Source organism: Xanthobacter cornucopiae, assembly GCF_043195065.2.
Classification (GTDB): Bacteria; Pseudomonadota; Alphaproteobacteria; order Rhizobiales; family Xanthobacteraceae; genus Xanthobacter.
The window spans coordinates 1868393-1887350 of the sequence record NZ_CM195531.1 but is presented as its reverse complement, the minus strand read 5'-3'; the positions used below and the strand labels follow the sequence as shown (position 1 = coordinate 1887350).

The 18958-nt window shown below is 72.0% G+C and carries 13 protein-coding genes; 7 read left to right on the top strand and 6 right to left on the bottom strand.

The genetic code is table 11. The features are described from left to right. Window positions 1–147: 147 nt before the first annotated feature. Both V5F53_RS08390 and V5F53_RS08385 read left to right on the top strand, forming a co-directional pair. Window positions 148–705, top strand: a complete 558-nt coding sequence (locus tag V5F53_RS08390; RefSeq protein ID WP_393997152.1) for a hypothetical protein — start codon at window positions 148–150, stop codon at window positions 703–705. Between the two features lie 35 nt (window positions 706–740). Next, a complete protein-coding gene (locus tag V5F53_RS08385) occupies window positions 741–1775 on the top strand; it encodes an AI-2E family transporter (RefSeq protein ID WP_509212988.1) in 1035 nt (344 codons plus the stop codon). 28 nt (window positions 1776–1803) lie between these two features. Here the strand turns inward: V5F53_RS08385 and V5F53_RS08380 are convergent, their stop codons facing one another. After that, window positions 1804–3270 (bottom strand): alpha/beta hydrolase, encoded by a 1467-nt coding sequence (locus V5F53_RS08380; protein WP_393997150.1) that lies wholly within the window; start codon window positions 3268–3270, stop codon window positions 1804–1806. A gap of 246 nt (window positions 3271–3516) precedes the next feature. Between V5F53_RS08380 and V5F53_RS08375 the strand changes: the two genes are divergently transcribed. Beyond that, window positions 3517–3915 (top strand): hypothetical protein, encoded by a 399-nt coding sequence (locus V5F53_RS08375; protein WP_393997149.1) that lies wholly within the window; start codon window positions 3517–3519, stop codon window positions 3913–3915. 143 nt (window positions 3916–4058) lie between these two features. On the opposite strand, the gene V5F53_RS08370 is transcribed toward V5F53_RS08375, so the two are convergent. Next, window positions 4059–7586, bottom strand: a complete 3528-nt coding sequence (locus V5F53_RS08370) for an AAA family ATPase (protein ID WP_393997148.1) — start codon at window positions 7584–7586, stop codon at window positions 4059–4061. Beyond that, entirely contained in the window at window positions 7583–8854 is a 1272-nt protein-coding gene (locus tag V5F53_RS08365) for a metallophosphoesterase family protein (protein ID WP_393997147.1), read from the bottom strand. Before V5F53_RS08365 ends, V5F53_RS08370 begins: the two co-directional genes overlap by 4 nt. Before the next feature lie 172 nt (window positions 8855–9026). On the opposite strand from V5F53_RS08365, the gene V5F53_RS08360 reads away from it, so the two are divergent. Next, window positions 9027–9413, top strand: coding sequence for a TfoX/Sxy family protein (locus V5F53_RS08360; protein ID WP_393997146.1), 387 nt, complete (start codon window positions 9027–9029; stop codon window positions 9411–9413). Window positions 9414–9431: 18 nt separating this feature from the next. Here V5F53_RS08360 and V5F53_RS08355 read toward each other — a convergent pair whose 3' ends face one another. Together V5F53_RS08355 and V5F53_RS08350 are read right to left on the bottom strand one after the other, a co-directional pair. Continuing rightward, window positions 9432–10388, bottom strand: coding sequence for an alpha/beta hydrolase (locus V5F53_RS08355; protein ID WP_393997145.1), 957 nt, complete (start codon window positions 10386–10388; stop codon window positions 9432–9434). 140 nt (window positions 10389–10528) lie between these two features. Continuing rightward, window positions 10529–12040: a DEAD/DEAH box helicase gene (locus tag V5F53_RS08350; RefSeq protein ID WP_393997144.1), complete on the bottom strand. Its 1512-nt coding sequence runs from the start codon at window positions 12038–12040 to the stop codon at window positions 10529–10531. 276 nt (window positions 12041–12316) lie between these two features. On the opposite strand from V5F53_RS08350, the gene V5F53_RS08345 reads away from it, so the two are divergent. After that, window positions 12317–13477: an MFS transporter gene (locus V5F53_RS08345; RefSeq protein WP_393997143.1), complete on the top strand. Its 1161-nt coding sequence runs from the start codon at window positions 12317–12319 to the stop codon at window positions 13475–13477. 24 nt (window positions 13478–13501) lie between these two features. Here V5F53_RS08345 and parE read toward each other — a convergent pair whose 3' ends face one another. Then, the gene (gene parE, locus V5F53_RS08340; protein ID WP_393997142.1) at window positions 13502–15541 is read right to left on the bottom strand and encodes a DNA topoisomerase IV subunit B; all 2040 of its coding nucleotides are present in this window, start codon (window positions 15539–15541) and stop codon (window positions 13502–13504) included. Window positions 15542–15786: 245 nt separating this feature from the next. Between parE and V5F53_RS08335 the strand changes: the two genes are divergently transcribed. Beyond that, a complete protein-coding gene (locus V5F53_RS08335; protein ID WP_393997141.1) occupies window positions 15787–17037 on the top strand; it encodes an MgtC/SapB family protein in 1251 nt (416 codons plus the stop codon). A gap of 28 nt (window positions 17038–17065) precedes the next feature. Further along, window positions 17066–18886 (top strand): single-stranded-DNA-specific exonuclease RecJ, encoded by a 1821-nt coding sequence (gene recJ, locus V5F53_RS08330; protein WP_393997140.1) that lies wholly within the window; start codon window positions 17066–17068, stop codon window positions 18884–18886. Window positions 18887–18958: the final 72 nt, after the last annotated feature.

The following is an 18958-nucleotide window of genomic DNA, read 5'->3' as shown; positions in this document are numbered from 1 at the left end:
TGTACCGTATCCTATGCGTGGCCGAAGGGCCGCGCCGGGGCGCCGGAGCCGGACATGGCGGGCGGCGAAGGCCGGCGTGTCGCGGCCTCGCCACTGCCCCGCGGCTCTGCTATTGCGGCGCAGCACGGCGCGGAAGGCGATTTGTCGATGAGTGGAACGGCGAACGAGATCCATCTTCATCTCAGCGATGTGAAGAATTTCTTTCAGGTTCCCGAAATCGACCCCTTCGAGGGTGACGATCTCGACATTTCCGGTATCGATCAATTGATGGATGCTTTGAAGGCGCAGGCGGATTGGAAGAAAAAAAGCCTGCGCGCCATCGTCCACCTGCCCGAGGCGGATGCGGCGGACGCGCGCATCGCCAACATGCCGCGCTACCTGGAGCGGTATTGCGACAAGCAGATCCAGTACAGCCGCCGCAAGATCACCGAGCTGCGGCTGGAAGGGCGCCACGCCCTGCGCATGGGCGCCCTGTTCCTGTTCCTCTGCCTTGGCCTGTCCGCCGTCACCGAGACGCTGGTCGGTTCGGAAAGCTTGGTGGGACAGGTGCTGGTGGAGGGCTTCATCATCGCCGGGTGGGTGGGGCTGTGGCATCCGCTGGAGCTGCTGCTCTACGCCTGGTGGCCCTATGCCCAGGACGTGCGGCTCTATGAAAAGCTCAAGTCCATGCGGCTGGAATTCGTGTTCGATCATAAAGTGGCGTAAGGCCGGCGGCCTCAGCCGCGGGGAAGGGGTGGACGATGCCGGTGATGATGGGTCTCATGGCGGCCGTGGTGGTGGGCGCGGCGCTGGCGGTGGGCGACAGCCTGTTCGCGCCGGTGGCGTTCGCGCTGTTCGTCATCGCGGTGGTGTGGCCGCTGCAGAAGGCCTTGCAGGCGCGCCTGCCCAAGCTCATCGCGGTGCTCGCCACGCTGTGCATCACCCTGGCGGTGGTGGGGGCGGTCACCTCGGTGGTGGCCTGGGGCTTCAGCCATGTGGGCCAGTGGGTGTTCCAGAACGCCCCCCGCTTCCAGGCCCTGTATGGCCAGCTCGGGGATTGGCTGGAAGGGCACGGCTTCGTGCTGGCCGGCGTGATCGCCGAGCATTTCAACGTGCGCTGGCTGCTGCGCCTGTTCCAGGATGTGTCCGGACGGCTGCAGGGACTGGCGAGCTTCCTGGTCTTCACCTTCGTCTATGTGCTGCTGGGGCTGCTGGAGGTGGATGCGCTGACAAGCCAGCTCAAGGCGCTGGCGCGGCGCGAAAAGGGCGGCTTCACCGGGGCCTTCCTGCTGGCGGCGGGGGCCGACACCGCCCGCAAGCTGCAGAAATACATGGCGGTGCGCACCCTCATGAGCATTGCCACCGGCGCGGTGGTGTGGCTGTTCACCCTCACCGCGGGGCTGGAGCTGGCCCTGGCCTGGGGCGCCATGGCCTTTGCCTTCAACTACATTCCGTTCATCGGCCCGTTCATGGCCACCCTGCTGCCGACCCTGTTCGCCCTGGCGCAGTTCGAATCCTGGGAAATGGCGCTGTTCGTGTTCGTCTGCCTCAACCTCATCCAGTTCCTGTCGGGCAGCTATATCGAGCCGCGCATCGCCGGCAAGGCGACGGCGGTGTCGCCGTTCCTGGTGCTGTTCGCGGTGTTCTTCTGGGCCTTCCTGTGGGGGGTGCCGGGGGCGTTCATCGGCGTGCCGATCCTCATCACCGCCGTCACCTTGTGCGCGCACCACCCGGCCACCCGGGCGGTGGCGCAGGTGCTCTCCGGCGTGCCAGCCGACGAGGAGCCGGCAGCCTGAGGGCGCGCCGGGCGCCGCCGCCTCCCGCTCACGGGCGCGGAGGCGGCAGGCCGGCGTCGAGCCGTTCCAGCAGATAGTCGAAGAACGGGTTGGAGGACATGCGCACCAGCATGTTCACATTGACGATCAGCGCGCCCGTTTCCCCGCGCGCGGCGACGTCCCCGAGGCGCACGCCGAAGCTGTCGTTCGGGTCCGGCGTCAGGCCGTAGAGCCCGTCGGTGAGCGGGAACGGCAGCGCCACATGGGACAGCGAATAGACATCCGGCGGATAGGCCAGCGCCAGCGGCCGCGCCGTTTCGCTGCTCGCGCCGGCCGCCGTCACGCGGGCCTCCACCTGGTCCGAGGCCGGGTCGACATTGGTGACGACCGAGGTGCGGAAGCGGCGCGGGGCGGGCGGCAGCAGGCGCGCCAGGGCGGTATCGGCGCTGGCATTCAGCAACTGTTCGAAGTGGGTGTTGCGGTTGATGTCGAACAGCACCAGCTCGCTGCCGTTGTCGTCGAGATGGGCATGCAGCGCCTCGATCACGGCGCGGGTGCTGACGGTGTGATCCAGCACCGACTGGAAGGTGAGCACGGGGGCAAGGCCGGCCAGCCGTCCGCTGCGCAGGTGGCGGTTGATGTTGGCCTGGAGCGCGCGTGTGAGCTGGAACGACTGGCCCGCCGCCTGCACCGGAAACGAGTTGTACTTGAAGGGGTTGAACTCGGGGATGAGGGATAGCCAGGCGGCGTTGGCGAAGGCCGGGAACAGGGCGGGCCAGCCGGCGACGCCGGCGAAGCGGGCGAATTCCGTCACCCCGACCATGGGCGACAGAAGCACGATCTTGGCCGGCGCCACCAGCGCCGGGTCGTCGAGGGCGTCGAGGGCGTGCATCAGGGCCAGCGCGCCGCCGTTGGAATAGCCAATGAGGTGGATCGGCTTGTCGGGGCCGGCGCGGCGGCGGGCCTCGCGCATGGCGAGGCGGGTGGCGGCGATCCAGTCCTGGTGATCGGCGGCGGTCAGCGCTCCTGGCACGGTGCCATGTCCGGGCAGGCGGATGGCGATGGCCACGAAGCCACGCGCCGCGTAGCGCCGGGCCAGATGCCGCAGGCTGTAGGGGGAATCGGTGAGCCCGTGCAGGAACACGGCTGCGCCCAGGGTCTCGCCTTCCGGCTCCAGCACGAAGGTGCGGTTGAAGTCCTGCGCGAAGTGGCCGGGATAGATCGGGCTGTCGGCGAAATAACGGTTGAAGCGCTGGCGGTCGCGCGGCGGCAGCTTGTCCGTCACCTCGGTCCGCACGGTGGCGAACAGCGCATCCTCGGCGGCGCGGTAGGCGGCAAGGTCGGCCGTGGCCATCTCGGCCCGGCTCATCTCATGGGGCACGAAGGTGTGCCAGGGCTCCAGCGGCGGGCCGCGCCAGGCGTCCACCGCCCGCACTGCGAACACCGTGGCCAGCACGATGAGGAGGGCGGCGGCGGCCCGCCGGGCCCAGCGCCAGAGCCAGCCGATCATCCTCATGCCCGTTCTCTCCCCTCGCCGCCGGCGGCCGTCCGCGGCGCCGGCCGCTCTATAGCCGGCGAAACGGGGCTTCACCACGGCCGGGCAGCCAGCTTGCCCCGCGGAACGCCTGTCCCTGGGCACCCGACGCGGTCCTCACCCCTGGGGTTTGGGACCGGCGGAACAGGCGCGGGACGCCCGGCTCATCCGCCTGAAGCGGGAACGGGGCAATAATCGCCGGAGGATGCAACTGGAAGGAGGGGCTGGATGATCAGGACCAGCGGGAAGGTCGATCTCGGTTTTCTGGACGCGGTGACCCTGGATGCCGTGATTCTCGAACAGATCTTCCTGTCGCAGGGCGCGCGCGAGGACGGCGCGGCCGAGCGCCTGCGCCGCCGTCGGATGCTGCGGCGCCTGCTGCGCCGGCCGGCGGCGCGCATCGCCAGCCGCCGGCTGCGGCGCAAGCGGCTTCTGGACCAGCTCGGCCGGCAGGTGCCGGGGGCGGAAACGCGGCCGGCGCAGCAGCAGCGGCGGACCGAGCTGGGGCAGGCCCTGCGCCAGGCCGGGCGTTTCGTGCGCCCCGCCCGCGCGAGCGCGCCGCCACCGCAGCGCCGCGCGGCCCGCTGGTCCGCCGCCGGGCGTGGCGCGCGCGCCGGGCGGGGGTGACACCATCGGCCCGATCTTCGACCAGTGCCAGCTGGGTCCGATCAAGCGCCGCGTGGCCTTGGGTCTGATCCCCCGCCGCGGGCTGCGGGCCGCCAACGGCTGGGCGCGGTGCCGCGCGGCGCCGCCTGCCGCCGCCGCCGGGGTCAAAGGGTGATGACGGCGGCCTCCGGCCCCAGCGCCCGCGTCGCGCACTCCGCCACATGGACGTGGTGGGTGAAGACGATGACCTGGGTGACGGCGCCCAGCTCCGCCAGCAGCCTCAGCCCGGTTTCGGTGCGCGCCTCGTCGAAGCTCACGAACAGGTCGTCGGCGAAGAACGGCAGCGGCGTCGCGCGGCGCGCGTGCTCCTCGATGGCGGCCACCCGCAGGGCCAGGAACAGCTGGTCGGCGGTGCCCTCCGACAGGGCATCGACGCCATGCAGGCGGCCGTCGCGGGCCGCCGCGAGGCGCGGCGGGTCCTGGTCGTAGTCGATGGCGATGCCGCTCCAGCGCCCGCCGGTGAGCGTGGCGAAGGCACCCGCGGCGCGGGTCACGATGGGGCTCTGGTGCGCCTCCCGGTAGCGTTCGATGGCGAAGGACAAAAGCCGCGCGCCCACATGGTCGCGGGTGAAGCGGGCCATGGCGGCGTCGATGTCGGCGATGGCGTCCTGCGCCTCCTGGGCGGCGGTGGCGGCGCCGGTCCGGCGGGTCAGGGCCTCCTGCTCCCGGCGGGCCTCGGTGTCGCGCTCGATGGCGCCGTCGCGGGCGGCGCGGGCGGCGACGTGGGCGGTGGCCGTTTCGTCCGCGTGGCGGGCAAGGGCCTCGTCGTCGCGCCCGGCGATGGCGGCGCGGATGTCCTCCACCGCCTGCGCGCCCCGCAGGTCGTCGAGCCGGGCGCGGGCGGCGGCGAGGAGCGTGGCGCCCTGGGCCGCCTGTTCCAGCCGGTCCAGCCGTTGCGGCAGGTGTGCGGGGTCGTCGACGCCGGCGCGGGTTAGCACTTCGGCCAACGCGGCCTGCGACCGTTCCAGGGCGGCGGCGGCAGCCGCCGCGGTGGCTGCTCGCTCGGCCAGGGCGGCGTCGGCGGCGTCGGCGCGGGCATGGGCCTGGCGAGCGCTGTCCAGTCGCGCGCGCAGGGCGCGGACCGTGGCCGGCAGGCCATCGGCGGCGGCGACCTGGAGCGCCCCTCGGGTCGGGTCCCGGGTCGTGTTCTGGGCGGGCGTGCCTCGGGCCGTATCCTGGAGCCGCCGCAGCAGCCGTTCCACGCCGGCGGCGAAGCGCTGCTCGTCCTGCTCGATGCCGGCGATGCGCCGCTCGGCGGTCGTGAGCTGCTCGTGGAGGGTGGCGGCCTCGTGCCACAAGGTCAGGGCAGCCCGGGCTTCGCCCGGGGTGGCTTCGGGGCGGATGGCGAGGGCGGGAAACACCTGCTCGATCTCGGTGGCGAAGCCGGTGGCCTGGGCATCGAGGGCGTCGCGCCGGACGCCAAGGCTGGCGGCGTCCGCATCAAGGCGCGCGCGGTCGCGCGTCTGGTCGCGCTGGCGCTGGAACGCCTCCGCACGCCCGGCCACGGCGGCGCGCAGTTCCGCCATGCGGATTGGCGCGTCGCCCAGCGGCGGCAAGGCGAGGTCGGCGCGCAGGGCCTCGGCGCGGGCGCGGTCCCAGCGCACCGCCTCGGCGAGCTGGGCGGCTTCGGCCTGCTGCGCCGCCAGCACCTCGGTCTCCTGGCGCAGCGCCTCCACCTCGCGCAGCAGGGCGATGGCGCCGGCGTCCGGGGTCGGGGCCAGCCCGCTGGCGCGCCACAGATGCCGCCAGTGGTCGAGGGCGGTATCGCGCGCCGCCTCGGCGGCGGCGTGGCGGGTCGCGGCGGCGGCGTGCCGGGCGGCGAGATCGGCGAGGTCGAGCGCGGTGCGGGCGAGATCGGCGAGGCGCTGGCTTTCGCTCAGCCGCTCGTCGGCCAGCCGGTCGGCGGCGGCGAGGGCACGCTCGAAGGCCTCGGCCTGGGCGCCGTCGGTGGGCAGCGGCGGACGCTGGGCCAGCAGCACGGGCCGCAACTGCCGCCACAGCTCGTCGCGGGCCTCGCGGCTGGCGGCGATGGCCTGGGCGGTGGGCGCGGTGCCGGCGGCATCCAGCACGGCGCGGCGGGCCTGAAGCTGAGCTTCCTGCTCCGCCAGCGCCTCGCGCTGCTCGCGGGCGCGGGCGGCGCTGTCGCTGGCGCCGGCGAGGCGTGCCAGGGCGGCATCGGCCGCCGTCCGGTCCGGCAGGGGGCGGGACGCCAGATCCTCCGCCCGCCAAGGGCCGAATGGCAGCCGGGCGACGCGGGCGGCCCGGGCCTCGGCGGCGGTGGCCAGGCGGTGGGCGAGGGTGGCGGCGGCGGCGGCCCGGGTCTCGGCGCCGTCGAGGGCCTCCACCTGGCGCTGCAGCGGGGCCGGATCGGTGACCGGGGGATGGCCCTGGGCCCGCGCCTCCACCTCGCGCCGGCGGCGGGCGAGGGCCTCGGCGTCCTCCTCCAGCGCCTGGAGCCGGGCGGCATGGTCGCGGCGGCGGTCCGCCAGCGCCTCGGCCCGCTTCAGCAGCGGCGGGCTTGGCAGGCGGGCGCGCAGCGCCTCCACGTCCGCGAGCCCGAGGCCGGCGGCGATCCGCTGCAGCCCGGCGCGGGCGGCATCGGCCTCGCGCTGGCGGTTGGGCAGGCTCACCAGTTCCTTTTCCACCTGCGCCCGTTCCTCGTCGCTGCGGGTCACCTCGTCCGCCACTGCCAGGATGGCGTCGTCCACCGAGATGGCGGCGCGCAGGTGGCGGGCCTGGGTCTCGGCGAGGGTGGCCCGGGCGGCGGCCTCGGCGGCGCGGGCATGGGCGGCGAGCCGCTCGCGCGCGGTGTCGGGGAAGCGGGCCTCCACCTCCGGCAAGGGGCCGAGGGCGGCGCGGTCCGCTTCGCATTGGGCGATCAGGCGCAGCTCCTTGGCGGCGCGCAGCAGGGATTGGGCGCGGCGCGCGGCGCCGGCGGCGTCGGTCTCGGTCGCTTCGGCGTCGGCGCGGGCCCGCGCCGCGCGCTCGGCGGCGGCGCGGGCGGCCTTCACCTCGTCGCCGCGCAACTCGGTGTCCTTGAGCCGCCGGTGGGCGTCGGCATAGCGGTCGGTGGCGGCGTAGAAGGCGGCCTTGGCGTTGCGCCGGTCGGGATTGAACACCTCGGCCGCGCTCGCCTTCATGCGATCGCGCAAGGCGGCGACGCGGCTGAGGCCGGGGGCGGCGGCGATCAGCGTCTCGGCGAGGTCGCCGCCGCCGGCCAGCAGCTTGGCCCCGCCCTCGCGCAGGCGCGGCTGGTCGAGACCGAAGATGGCGCGGAACGCCGTCCGGTCGTGGGCGCCGAGGAACGGGGCCAGCACGTCGTCGGGCAGGGGGGTTTCATCTTCGGGGGTGACCAGGGTCGCCTGACGGCGCTTCAGCCGGGCGAACGACAGGGTGCGCCCGTCCGCCGCCGCGAGCGTGGCGGAGAGCCGCATGGATTTGTAATCGTGCAGGAAATTGAAGCGCGAGCGCTCGTCGATGCCGAACAGCGCGTCGCAGGCGGCCTGGAGCGCGGTGCTCTTGCCGGCCTCGTTGGCCCCGAGCACCACCACCACCCGGGCCTGCGGGTCGAAATCGAGCCGGCGGTCGGTGAAGCGGCCGTAACGGTCGAGGCCGAGACTGAGAAACCTCATGGCCGTTCCTCCGGCATCTCCCCATCGTCCCCGGCCAGATGGGCGAGCACGGCAGCCTGGGCGTCGGCGATGGCGGCGGCCAGCAGGGTGTCGGGGTCGGCCTCCTCCTGGCCGAGGGCTTTCAGTACCGGCCTTGGCGCCTTGGCGTGCAGCTCGCGCAGCCCGCGGCCGATGTCGGCGCGCACCTGCGGGTCGTCCGCCACCGCCGCCAGGATGGCCTCGAAATCGGCGAGCAGGGGCGTGGCCGCCGCCCGTGGGCCCTCGAGCCGGAGGACGATCTTCTCGATCAGCAGGGTGTCGCTGATCTCGGCGGCCAGCGCCACCATGTCCTCGTGGAGCTGGACCGGGTCGGCGCGCAGCGGCCCGGCGAGGCGGCTGCGGCCGCCGAGGGTGAGGCGCACCGCCAGCGGGCGGCCCTCGGCGCCCTCGATCGCGGCGGCGAGGGCGGCGCGGGCCTGTTCCAGCAGCGCCGCGCGGGTGTCGGCCCCGGTGAGATCGAGGGTGAGCGCCTCGAATCGGGCGGCATCCAGGGTGATGGCCTCAAGGGCTGTGATGCGCCCATCCTCCACCCGCACCAGGGTGGCGCCCTTGGGGCCGGTCTCGCGGGCGTGGCGGCCCTGGAGATTGCCGGGAAAGACGATGGCTGGGCTGTGCGCCACCACCTCGCGCTGGTGGATGTGGCCGAGCGCCCAATAATCGTAGCCGGCCCGCTCCAGGTCGGCCACCGTGCACGGAGCATAGACCTCGTGGCCCTCGCGGCCGGTGAGGGAGGTGTGGAGCACCCCGATGTTGAACAGGCCCGGCACGGCGGCCGGGTAGGTCAGGGCCATGTTCTCCGCCACATGGCGCTGGGCGAAGCCGCGCCCGTGCAGGGCGACGCCGATGTCTGGCAGGCTCACCGTCTCCACCTTCCGCACCGAGAAGTTGGTGACATTCTGCGGCAGCGGCAAGTCGCGGGTGATGACGGATTCCGCATCGTGATTGCCGCGCAGGAGGAACACGGGAATGCCCTCCCGCGCCAGCCGGCCCATCTGCCGCACGAAGAACTGGCCGGTGGAAAAATCCCTCCAGTCGCCGTCGTAGATGTCGCCGGCGATGATGAGGAACGCCACCTTTTCCGCCACGGCGACGGACACGAGGTTTTCGAGGGCCCGGCGCGAGGCGTCGGTGAAGGCCGCGGCCTCCGATCCGCGCCGCGCGAGGCCGCGCAGCGGGCTGTCGAGATGCAGGTCGGCGGCGTGTAGGAACTGGAAGGTCTGGTCTGACATCCGGGAATCGCCATGGCCGGCGCGGAACGGCGGCGCGGCAGAGTGCGTGCGTCGGGGCACGATGGCAATCGCCAGGGCCAGCCGCGCCGGGCGGCACCGTTTCCATGCGGGACCGGGGGCTTGAATTCACCCGACGGAGAGGCCACGCTCCCGCCGGCAGCAGAGGCCTTCCATGGACGCGCAGACCCTTGACGATCTGTTCAGCGCTTTCGGTCCGGTGCGGGCGCGCCGGATGTTCGGCGGCGCCGGGCTCTATGCCGATGGCCTCATGTTCGCGCTGGAAGCCGACGGACTGCTGTATCTGAAGGCAGATGCGGTGTTCGCGGCGGATCTGGCGGCGCGCGGCGCCGCACCCTTCACCTACGTGGCCAAGACCGGTCCGCGCACCATGGGCAGCTTCTGGCGGGTGCCCGATGCCGCCCTGGACGATCCCGAGGACCTCGCCGCCTTGGCGCGGCGGGCCCTGGAGGCGGCGCAGACGGCGGCGCGGGAGAAGCCGCCCAGGGCTGCGAGCGCCCGTCGCCAGCGACCCGCCCGTCCGATCCCCACCGGCACGTAACAGCCAAGGGCCGGCGCGTCAGCGGCGAACCATGAAGTCGGCGATGGCTGGGATGAGGCGGGGCGCCAGGGGCAGGTCCGGCGTGGCGTATGTGGCGAGGTTCGCCCCACGTTCCACGGGGGCCGGCTTCAGCACATGGTTCATGCCGGCCACGATCACCAGCCGCGTATCGGGCCGCGCCGCGGCCAGCCGTTCCGCATCGCCGGTGGAGATCTGCAGGTCGGTGGTGCCCTGGACGATCAGCACAGGGGCCTGGACCTTCGCCAGCTCGGCGGCGGGATCGAGCGGCAGCCAGGACATGAGGTAGGGCTGGACGCTGGGCCGATAGAGCGCGCGCAGCTCCTCCGGTACGTCCGCCACCGGCGCCTGGCGCTCCAGCGCGGCAACGATCCGCCGCGATTGCGCCCGCAGGGAGTCCGGCACCGCAGCCGCAGCCAATTGGCGGTCGATGACGGCCCCGGCCGGCTCTCCGGCGCCGGCCAGCAGGACGAGCCCCGCCACCGCGTGGCGCTGCGCCGCGCGGGTGGCGACCAGGGCGCCCTCGCTGTGACCGATGAGAAACAGGCGCCGGACCTCGGGGGACGCCGCGCCGGCCTCTGCCGCCAGCACGCCATCCAGCGTCCGCAGCCAGGACACGGCATCGTCCACATAGGTGTCGAAGCGCAGCGCTTCCTCGCGCGAGGCTGCGCCGGCACTGGCGCCGATGCCGCGCTTGTCCACCCGTAAGGTGGCGATGCCCTGCGCGGCCAGCCCGTGGGCCAGGGCTTTCAGGCTGTCGTTGCGGGCGTGGGGCAGATTGCCGTCGCGGTCCACCGGGCCGGACCCGGCCAGAATAAGCGCCGCCGCAGTCCGTTCGCCATCGGCCGGAAGGACCAGGGTGCCGTGCAGCGGGCCATTCGAAACCGTGCGTTCCGTGGTCGCCGGTGCTTGGAGGGCCGGCCCGTCCAGGGCGTGAGCAGGCGGGGCGAGGGCCATGGAAATGGCTCCTGCTGCCGCCAGCAGCGCGGTGAGGGTCGCGGGTCGCGGCTTCGCCGTGCCCGGTTGGGGCGTTCCCCGCGCATCCCGGCGACCGCCGCCGGTGGCCGGCAGGCGGTGGCCGAGGCGCACGGCAGTGCTCAGCTTGCCTTCACGCGCACCGGGCGCAGCAGGAAGGCCGGCAGGTGCGACATGTCCGCAGGCTCATTCACGGGCGTGCGCTCGCGCCGCACGGGACGGGCGTCGTCCGCCTCCTCGCGCTGCGGCCGGCGGGGCCGTTCGGCGCGCGGCTGCTCTTCGGCGCGGACCTCCTTCTCGCGACGGGGCCGCTCGGTCCGGGGCTGGTCCTCGGCGCGAGCCTCTTTCTCGCGACGGGGCCGTTCGGCGCGCGGCTGGTCCTCGCCGGGGCTGTCCTTGGCCCGCCGGGATTCGCCACGGGGTTCCTTTTCCACCCGTCGCTTGCCGCGCAGGCGGCCGTCCTCGCGGCCTTCGCGGCTTTCGCGCTTTTCCCGGGGCGGGGCTTCGCCCAGAGGCTCGCCCTGCCAGGGAATCGGATTGCCGATCAGCTTCTCGATGGCCGCGAGCGACTTGGCGTCGGAGTGGGTCACCAGGGTATAGGCGACGCCGGTGCGCCCCGCCCGGCCGGTGCGGCCGATGCGGTGGACGTAATCTTCCGCATGGTGGGGCGTGTCGTAATTGAACACGTGGCCCACCGCCGGAATGTCGAGGCCGCGCGCCGCCACGTCGGACGCCACCAGCAGCGTCGCCTCGCCGGCGCGGAACTGCTCCAGCGCCTGGGTGCGGGCGTGCTGGTCCATGTCGCCGTGCAAAGCGACGGCGTTGAAGCCGTGTTTCTGCAGCGAGCGGTGGAGCACGGCCACGTCGCGCTTGCGATTGCAGAAAATGATACCGTTCTGCAGATTGTCACACTTGCGGATGAGGTCGCGCAGCACTTCGCGCTTCTCGTAGTCCTCCCGCCCGGCGGCCACCAGAAGTTGTGACACCGTGGTGGCGGTGGACGCGGGCTTGGAGACCTCGATGCGCACCGGGTTCGACAGGAACTGGGCCACGAGGCGCTGGATCTCCGGCGGCATGGTGGCCGAGAAGAACAGCGTCTGGCGGGTGAAGGGCACGAGCTTGCACACCCGCTCGATGTCGGGGATGAAGCCCATGTCCAGCATGCGGTCGGCCTCGTCGATGACGAGAACCTCGATGCCGGACAGCAGGAGTCGGCCGCGCTCGACATGGTCCAGCAGGCGGCCGGGGGTGGCGATGAGCACGTCAACGCCGCGCAGGAGCTTGGAATCCTGGTCGCCGAACGAGACGCCGCCGATCAGCAGCGCCACGTTCAGCTTATGGTTCTTGCCGTAGCGGACGAAATTCTCTTCGACCTGGGCGGCAAGCTCGCGCGTCGGCTCAAGGATCAGGGTGCGGGGCATGCGTGCCCGGGCGCGGCCCTGCTCGAGGAGCGTCAGCATGGGAAGGGTGAAGGCCGCAGTCTTGCCAGTGCCCGTCTGGGCAATACCGAGCACATCTCGGCGCGCCAGCACATGGGGAATGGCCTGGGCCTGAATAGGTGTGGGCTCAGTGTAGCCCGTTTCGGCGACAGCCGCGAGGACCTTCTCGCTCAGGCCGAGTTCGGAAAATGACATTGCATCTTTTGGATGCGGCGGCGCGCCGCTGATCGAACGTCCCGTGCCGTACGGGCTCAGACGAGTGGTCGTCGGTCGGCGCGCTTGGATTCGACATAACTCGGACGACGATTAGCAACATATGAAAAACCAGCGTCATGTCAATGTATACGTCAGCCTTACGTTTGGGGTGAGCGGTCGGCGGCGGGTGAAGCTCTGACCCTGGGGCATATTGACCTGAGGGTCGCGGCGGGGGAGGGGTAGCGCCGAACCTGTCGTATGCGTCGAGTCTCCCCCATGCCGTTCCTGCTCGTTCTCGGCCTCGCCACCTTCGCGAGCACGTTTTCCATGCGTGCCGTGGATCCGATGCTCAACATCCTGGCGGCGGACCTCAAGGTGACGGTGCAGGAGGTGGCGATGCTGGCCAGCGCCTTCACCTTTCCCTATGCCACCATGCAGCTCGTGTTCGGCCCCATCGGCGATGCCGTGGGCAAGGTGCGGCTGGTGCGCTTCAACCTGGCGCTGCTCACGGCTGGCCTTTGCGCCTCGGCGCTGGCGGAGAGCCATGAGATGCTGCTGGTGGCGCGGGTGCTGTCCGGGGCGTTCGCCGGCGGCATCATTCCGGTGGTGCTGGCCATGGTGGGCGACCGCGTCAGCTTCGACCAGCGCCCGCTGGCGCTCAGCCGCATCCTGCTGGCGCTGGTGCTGGGCCAGCTCATCGGCTCGGCGGCGTCCGGCTTCATCGCCGCCTGGGTGGGGTGGCGCGAGGTGTTCTGGACCGCGAGTGTCATCGCCGGGGCGGCGGCGCTGACCTCCTTTGTCGGCATCCGCGAGCTCAAGGCCAGCGAGCCGCTCTCGTTCGGCGCCTCCATCGCCCGTTACGGGCTGGTGCTGCGCAACCCCCTGTCCATCAAGGTCTATGCGGTGGTGGCCATCGAGGGCGCCTTCTCCTTCGGCGTGTTCCCCATGGTGGCGCCGCTGATGGTGGCGCACGGGCTCGGCGACGCGGTGGAGGCGGGCCTGGTGCTCGCCGCCTTCGCCATCGGCGGGGCCTTCTACAGCCTGGCGGTGCCGCGGCTGGTGCGGCTGCTGGGACTGGGCGGGATGATGGGGGCGGGGGCGGTCAGCCTCGGCCTGCTGTTCATCGCCGCCGTGCTGATCCCGAAGCTCGCGGTGGTGGCAGTGCTGTTCGCCCTTGGCGGCTTCTGCTTCTACATGCTGCACAATGTGTTGCAGATCCTGGCCACGGAGCTGGCGCCGGCGGCGCGGGGCTCGGCGGTGGCGCTGTTCGCCTCCTTCTTCTTCGTCGGGCAGGCGCTGGGGGCGGTGGCCATGTCCCAGATGGCGGCGGTGGTGGGGGTGGAGCCGGTGTTTCTCTTCGCCGGCGCAGCGCTGATCGCGCTCGCCTATCCGGCCTGGCGGCTGGCGCCCCGCCCCGCCGATGCCGGCCACGGCTGACTCCGGCGTGAGGCCGCCCCGGCCTCAGATGTCGAGCAGTTCCTCGTCGGCGAAGGCGGCGTGCTCGGAGATGAAGGCGAAGCGCGCCTCCGGCTTGTTGCCCATGAGGCGCTCGACGATGTCGATGGTGGCGGCCCGCTCCACGTCCTCGATCCGCACCCGCTGAAGGGTGCGGGTCTTGCGGTCCATGGTCGTTTCCTTGAGCTGGGCCGGCATCATCTCGCCCAGGCCCTTGAAGCGGCCGACCTCCACCTTGCCCTTGCCGGAAAACTCCTTCTTCAGCAGCTTTTCCTTGTGGGCGTCGTCGCGCGCATAGAGGGTCTTGGCGCCCTGGGTGATGCGGTAGAGCGGCGGCACCGCGAGGTAAAGGTGCCCGTCCTCGATCAGCCGGGGCATCTGGCGGAAGAAATAGGTGACGAGGAGCGAGGCGATGTGGGCCCCGTCCACGTCGGCATCGGTCATGATGATGACCTTCTCGTACCGCAGGTCACCTTCGCGATAGCTCGATCCGCTGCCGCACCCAAGGGCCAGGGCGAGGTCGGAAATCTGCTGGTTCGAGGCCAGCTTGTCGCGGCCGGCGTTGGCCACGTTCAGGATCTTGCCGCGCAGGGGCAACACCGCCTGGGTCTTGCGGTCGCGAGCCTGCTTGGCGGAGCCGCCGGCCGAGTCGCCCTCGACGATGAAGAGCTCCGAGCCCGCCGCCTCGGTGTTGGAGCAGTCCGCCAGCTTGCCGGGCAGGCGCAGCTTGCGCACGGCGGTCTTGCGGGAGATTTCCCGCTCCTGCTTGCGCCGCAACCGATCCTCGGCGCGGTCGATGACATGCTCCAGCAGCCGGCTGGCCTGGTTTGGATTGGCCGCCAGCCAGTGGTCGAACGGGTCGCGCAGCGCGCTTTCGACGATGCGGGCGGCCTCCGTGGTGGCGAGGCGATCCTTGGTCTGGCCCTGGAATTCCGGCTCGCGCACGAACACGGAGAGCATGGCGGCGCAGCCGGTGGCCACGTCGTCGCCGGTGATGACGGCGCCGCGCTTGCCCTGGCCGGAGCGCTCGGCATGGTCCTTCAGGCCCTTGAGCAGCACCGCCCGGAGGCCGTTCTCATGGGTGCCGCCGTCGGGGGTCGGGATGGTGTTGCAATAGGAGGAAATGCCGCCGTCCCCGTCGGCCACCCAGGCCACCGCCCATTCGACCGAGCCGTGGCCGCCGGCCTTCTGGATGCGGCCGGAGAAGATGTCCGGGTGCACCAGGGTCTGGCCTTCGAGATCGGCCGCCAGATAGTCCTTGAGGCCGCCGGGGAAGCGGAACACGGTCTTCTCCGGCACCCCCTCCACGCCCTTCAGCAGGTCCGGGTCGCACGACCAGCGGATTTCCACCCCGCCGTGGAGATAGGCCTTGGAGCGGGCCATGCGGAACACCCGGGCCGGCTCGAACCGGGCGGCGGGGCCGAAGATCTCGGGGTCGGGATGGAAACGCACCTTGGTGCCGCGCCGGTTGGTGATGCGCCCCACCTTCTGCACCGGCCCCTGGGGCACGCCCCGGGCAAAGCTCTGGCGGTAGAGGGTCTGGTCCCGCGCCACCTCGACCTCCAGGTGGTCGGACAGCGCATTCACCACCGAGACGCCGACGCCATGCAGGCCGCCCGAGGTCTCGTACACCTTGCTGTCGAACTTGCCGCCGGCGTGCAGGGTGGTCATGATGACCTCCAGCGCCGATTTGCCGGGAAACTTGGGGTGGTCCTCCACCGGAATGCCGCGGCCGTTGTCGATCACCGTCAGGTAGCCGTCGGCGGCGAGCTGCACCTCGATGAATGAGGCATGCCCGGCCACCGCCTCGTCCATGGAATTGTCCACCACCTCCGCGAACAGGTGGTGCAGCGCCTTGGCATCGGTGCCGCCGATGTACATGCCGGGCCGCCGCCGCACCGGCTCCAGCCCCTCCAGCACTTCGATGTGGGCGGCGGTATAATCGGAATCCATGGCGGGCACGGCAGCCGCCTTCGCCCGACCGGCCGGCTTGGACGCGGACCGGGGACGGGAGGCGGAGCCGAAGAGATCGTCGGTGTCGGACATGAAGGGTCGATAGCAGAGGGCGTAGACCTGCGCACGCGAATCGTGCGGCGGGACCGGAGGGTGACATCCACTGTGCCAGACTCGATGGCGGGATGGAACAAAAGAGAAACATTTTTGGCCGACCCTCGCTCGTCGCTGGCAGCGCCCCGCCGGGGTTTCGGCTAGGATCGCCGCGAAGCGGCATCCATCAGCCGCGCCGGGCGCCGACCTCATGGACCAGTCGACCTCATGGACCAGTCGACCTCATGGACCAGTTGATCTTCCGCCTTGCCGTCTCCCTCGCCGTCGGCCTGCTGGTGGGGGTGGAGCGCGGCTGGCGCGAGCGCGGGGAGGCCGAGGGCCGGCGCACCGCCGGCATCCGGACCTATGCGCTGATCGGCCTGCTGGGCGGGGTCAGCGCCGCCCTGGCGCAGGCGCTGGAGAGCCCGGCGGTGCTGATCGTGGCCGGATTGTCCGCCGGCGGCCTGTTCGCCGCGTTCAAGTACCGGGAGATGGCGCACGACGGAGACTACAGCGTCACCAGCATCATCGCCGCGCTGCTGGTGTTCGCTCTGGGGGCGCTGGCGGTGGTGGGCGACACGTCGGTGGCGGCCGCCGCAGCCATCGCCGTCACGGCCCTGCTGGCGGCCCGCGAGATGCTGCATGCGCTGCTGCGGCACCTGACCTGGCCCGAGCTGCGCTCGGCGCTGCTGCTGCTGGGCATGACCGTCATCGTCCTGCCGCTGCTGCCGGATCATGCCATCGATCCGTTCGACAGCATCAATCCGCGCCAGATCTGGCTGTTCATGGTGCTCACCGCCACCATTTCGTTCGCCGGCTATGTGGCGGTGAAGGTCGTGGGGCCGCAGAAGGGCGTTCTCTTCTCCGCTCTCGGCGGGGCGATGGTGTCGTCCACGGCGGTGGCCATCGCCTTCGCGCGGCGGGCCTCGGCCGGCGAGCCCGCGGGGCGGCTGGCCGGCGGCGCGGCGCTGGCGGCCATGGTCTCGGTGCTGCGGGTGCTGGTCATCTGCGCCGTGGTGCGGCCGGAGCTGCTGGCATCGCTGGGGCCGGCGGCGGTGGCGGCCGCGGCGGGCTTCGGCATCGTCGGCGCGCTGCTCATGCGCCGCGGTGCCGGCGAGCCGGGGGGGAGCAGCCCGGGCAACCCCATCGACATCGGGCCGCTGGCGGCGTTCGCGGCGCTGTTCGGCACGGTGTCGGCCATTTCCGGCATTCTGCTGAAGCTGGTGGGACCGGGCAGCCTTTATGTGGTGAGCGCGGTGGCGGGGCTGGTGGATGTGGATGTGCCGTCGCTGAACGCCAGTCGCCTCGCCGGCAACGGTCTGTCCTATGAGAGCGCGGCCGTGTGCATCCTGATCGCCTTGGGCATGAACGGAGTGGGGCGCATCGTGTTCGCGGCCGCCGGCGGCACTGCGGCCTTCACGCTCCGCTTCGCCCTGGCCACAGCGGTTGCGGCGGGCGCGGCGCTCGCCGTGGTGCTGGCCCTGCGGGTGATGTAACGACACGCGGTGCCTCGACGACGCCTTCGTGCTCTGGCTTCATGCGCCGGTGACTCCCGCCCTGACGAATCGTCCCTTCCTCAATGTCGCCTCCTCCGCCACCGGCCGTGCCTGGCGGGAGCGGCTCGACCCGCGCGGCGCCCAGACCGCCCTGGCCATGGCCCAGCGCTATGGCATCAGCGAGTTGCTGGCCCGGGTGCTGGCCGGCCGCGGCGTGGCCCTGGAGGAGGTCGAGACCTATCTCGACCCCGCCATCCGCACCCTTCTGCCTGACCCCGATACCCTCACCGACATGGCCCCGGCGGTGGCGCGGCTGGCCCATGCGGTGATGCAGGGGGAAAAGGTGGCGGTGTTCGGCGACTATGACGTGGATGGCGCCTGTTCCACCGCGCTGCTGGTGGGGGTGCTGCGGGCGGCCGGGCTCGATCCCCTGTTTCATATTCCAGACCGCATCTTCGAAGGCTATGGCCCCAACGTGCCCGCCATCGAGGCGCTGGCCGCCGAGGGCGTGCGCCTGCTGGTGACCGTGGATTGCGGCACCACCTCCGCCGAGCCCCTGGCCGCCGCCCGGCGCCTGGGCCTCGACGTGGTGGTGATCGACCACCACCAGGCCAGCGAGGCGCTGCCGCCGGCGGTGGCCATCGTCAATCCCAACCGGGAGGACGATTTGTCGGGCCTCGGCCATGTGTGCGCGGCGGGCTTGACCTTCATCACCGCCGTCGGCCTCGTGCGGGCGCTGCGGCAGGGCGGGCATTTCGGCGCCGCCCGGCCGGCCCCTGACCTGTTGGAGGCGCTCGATCTCGTGGCCCTGGCCACGGTGGCCGACGTGGTGCCGCTGAAGGGGCTCAACCGGGCGTTTGTCACCAAGGGGCTCATCACCTTGCGCCGGCGCGGCCGGCTCGGCCTCACCGCGCTGATGGACGTGGCGCGGCTGGACGGGCCGCCACGGCCCTATCACCTGGGCTTCATCCTGGGGCCCCGCATCAATGCCGGCGGGCGCATCGGCGATGCCGCGCTGGGCACGCGCCTGCTGCTGACCCAGGACCCCATGGAAGCCAAGACCATCGCCGCCGAGCTCGATCGCCTCAACACCGAGCGCCAGACGGTGGAGCGGGCCATTGTCGCCGCCGCCGAGGCCGAGGCCCAGGCGGCGCTGGGCCTGCATGACGAGGGGCCGGTGGTGGTGGTGAGCGGCGAGGGCTGGCACCCCGGCGTGGTGGGGCTGGTGGCCTCGCGGCTGAAGGAGCGGTTCCAGCGCCCGGCCTTCGCCATCGCCCTGGCGGGCGACACCGGCACCGGCTCCGGCCGCTCGGTGCCGGGGGTGGACCTTGGCCGCGCGGTGCGCGAGGCGGTGGACACGGGCTTGCTGGTGAAGGGCGGCGGCCATGCCATGGCGGCCGGCCTCACGGTGGCGCGCGCCCGGCTCGGCGAGCTGCGCGCCCATCTGGAAACGCGGCTCGCCGCCGATGTGGAGCGCGCCCGCGCCGAGGGCGCCCTGACCCTGGATGGCGCCCTGACCGCCGCCGCGGCGACCCCGGCGCTGGCGGAAACCATTGCCCGGGCCGGACCGTTCGGCGCCGGCAATGCCGAGCCGATGTTCGCTTTCCCCAACCACAAATTGTCTTATGTGGAGAGCTTCGGCGCCGGCCATGTGCGGGCGCGGCTGCTCTCCGGCGATGGAACCAGCCTCAGGGCGGTGGCCTTCCGGGTGGCGGAGGAGCCGCTGGGCCGGGCGCTGCTGGCCGCGCGCGGGCGACCGGTGCACGTGGCCGGTAGCCTGGAGCCGGAGACCTGGCAAGGGGAGACCCGGGTCTCACTGCGCATCAAGGACATGGCCGAGGTGGGGTGAGAGCCGGTGGTGCGCCGTGCCGCCGGAGCACGTTCATCTGCGGAATGCCGGAGATGTGTCCGGTGCGTTCGT

Excerpts from the sequence above, each read along its gene's own strand:
- V5F53_RS08365 (WP_393997147.1), bottom strand. The coding sequence starts at position 8,854 with ATGTCAGACCAGACCTTCCAGTTCCTACACGCCGCCGACCTGCATCTC.
- V5F53_RS08335 (WP_393997141.1), top strand. The coding sequence starts at position 15,787 with ATGGACCAGTTGATCTTCCGCCTTGCCGTCTCCCTCGCCGTCGGCCTG.
- V5F53_RS08390 (WP_393997152.1), top strand. The coding sequence starts at position 148 with ATGAGTGGAACGGCGAACGAGATCCATCTTCATCTCAGCGATGTGAAG.
- parE (WP_393997142.1), bottom strand. The coding sequence starts at position 15,541 with ATGTCCGACACCGACGATCTCTTCGGCTCCGCCTCCCGTCCCCGGTCC.
- V5F53_RS08360 (WP_393997146.1), top strand. The coding sequence starts at position 9,027 with ATGGACGCGCAGACCCTTGACGATCTGTTCAGCGCTTTCGGTCCGGTG.
- V5F53_RS08350 (WP_393997144.1), bottom strand. The coding sequence starts at position 12,040 with ATGTCATTTTCCGAACTCGGCCTGAGCGAGAAGGTCCTCGCGGCTGTC.
- V5F53_RS08370 (WP_393997148.1), bottom strand. The coding sequence starts at position 7,586 with ATGAGGTTTCTCAGTCTCGGCCTCGACCGTTACGGCCGCTTCACCGAC.
- V5F53_RS08375 (WP_393997149.1), top strand. The coding sequence starts at position 3,517 with ATGATCAGGACCAGCGGGAAGGTCGATCTCGGTTTTCTGGACGCGGTG.
- V5F53_RS08355 (WP_393997145.1), bottom strand. The coding sequence starts at position 10,388 with ATGGCCCTCGCCCCGCCTGCTCACGCCCTGGACGGGCCGGCCCTCCAA.
- V5F53_RS08385 (WP_509212988.1), top strand. The coding sequence starts at position 741 with ATGCCGGTGATGATGGGTCTCATGGCGGCCGTGGTGGTGGGCGCGGCG.
- V5F53_RS08345 (WP_393997143.1), top strand. The coding sequence starts at position 12,317 with ATGCCGTTCCTGCTCGTTCTCGGCCTCGCCACCTTCGCGAGCACGTTT.
- V5F53_RS08380 (WP_393997150.1), bottom strand. The coding sequence starts at position 3,270 with ATGAGGATGATCGGCTGGCTCTGGCGCTGGGCCCGGCGGGCCGCCGCC.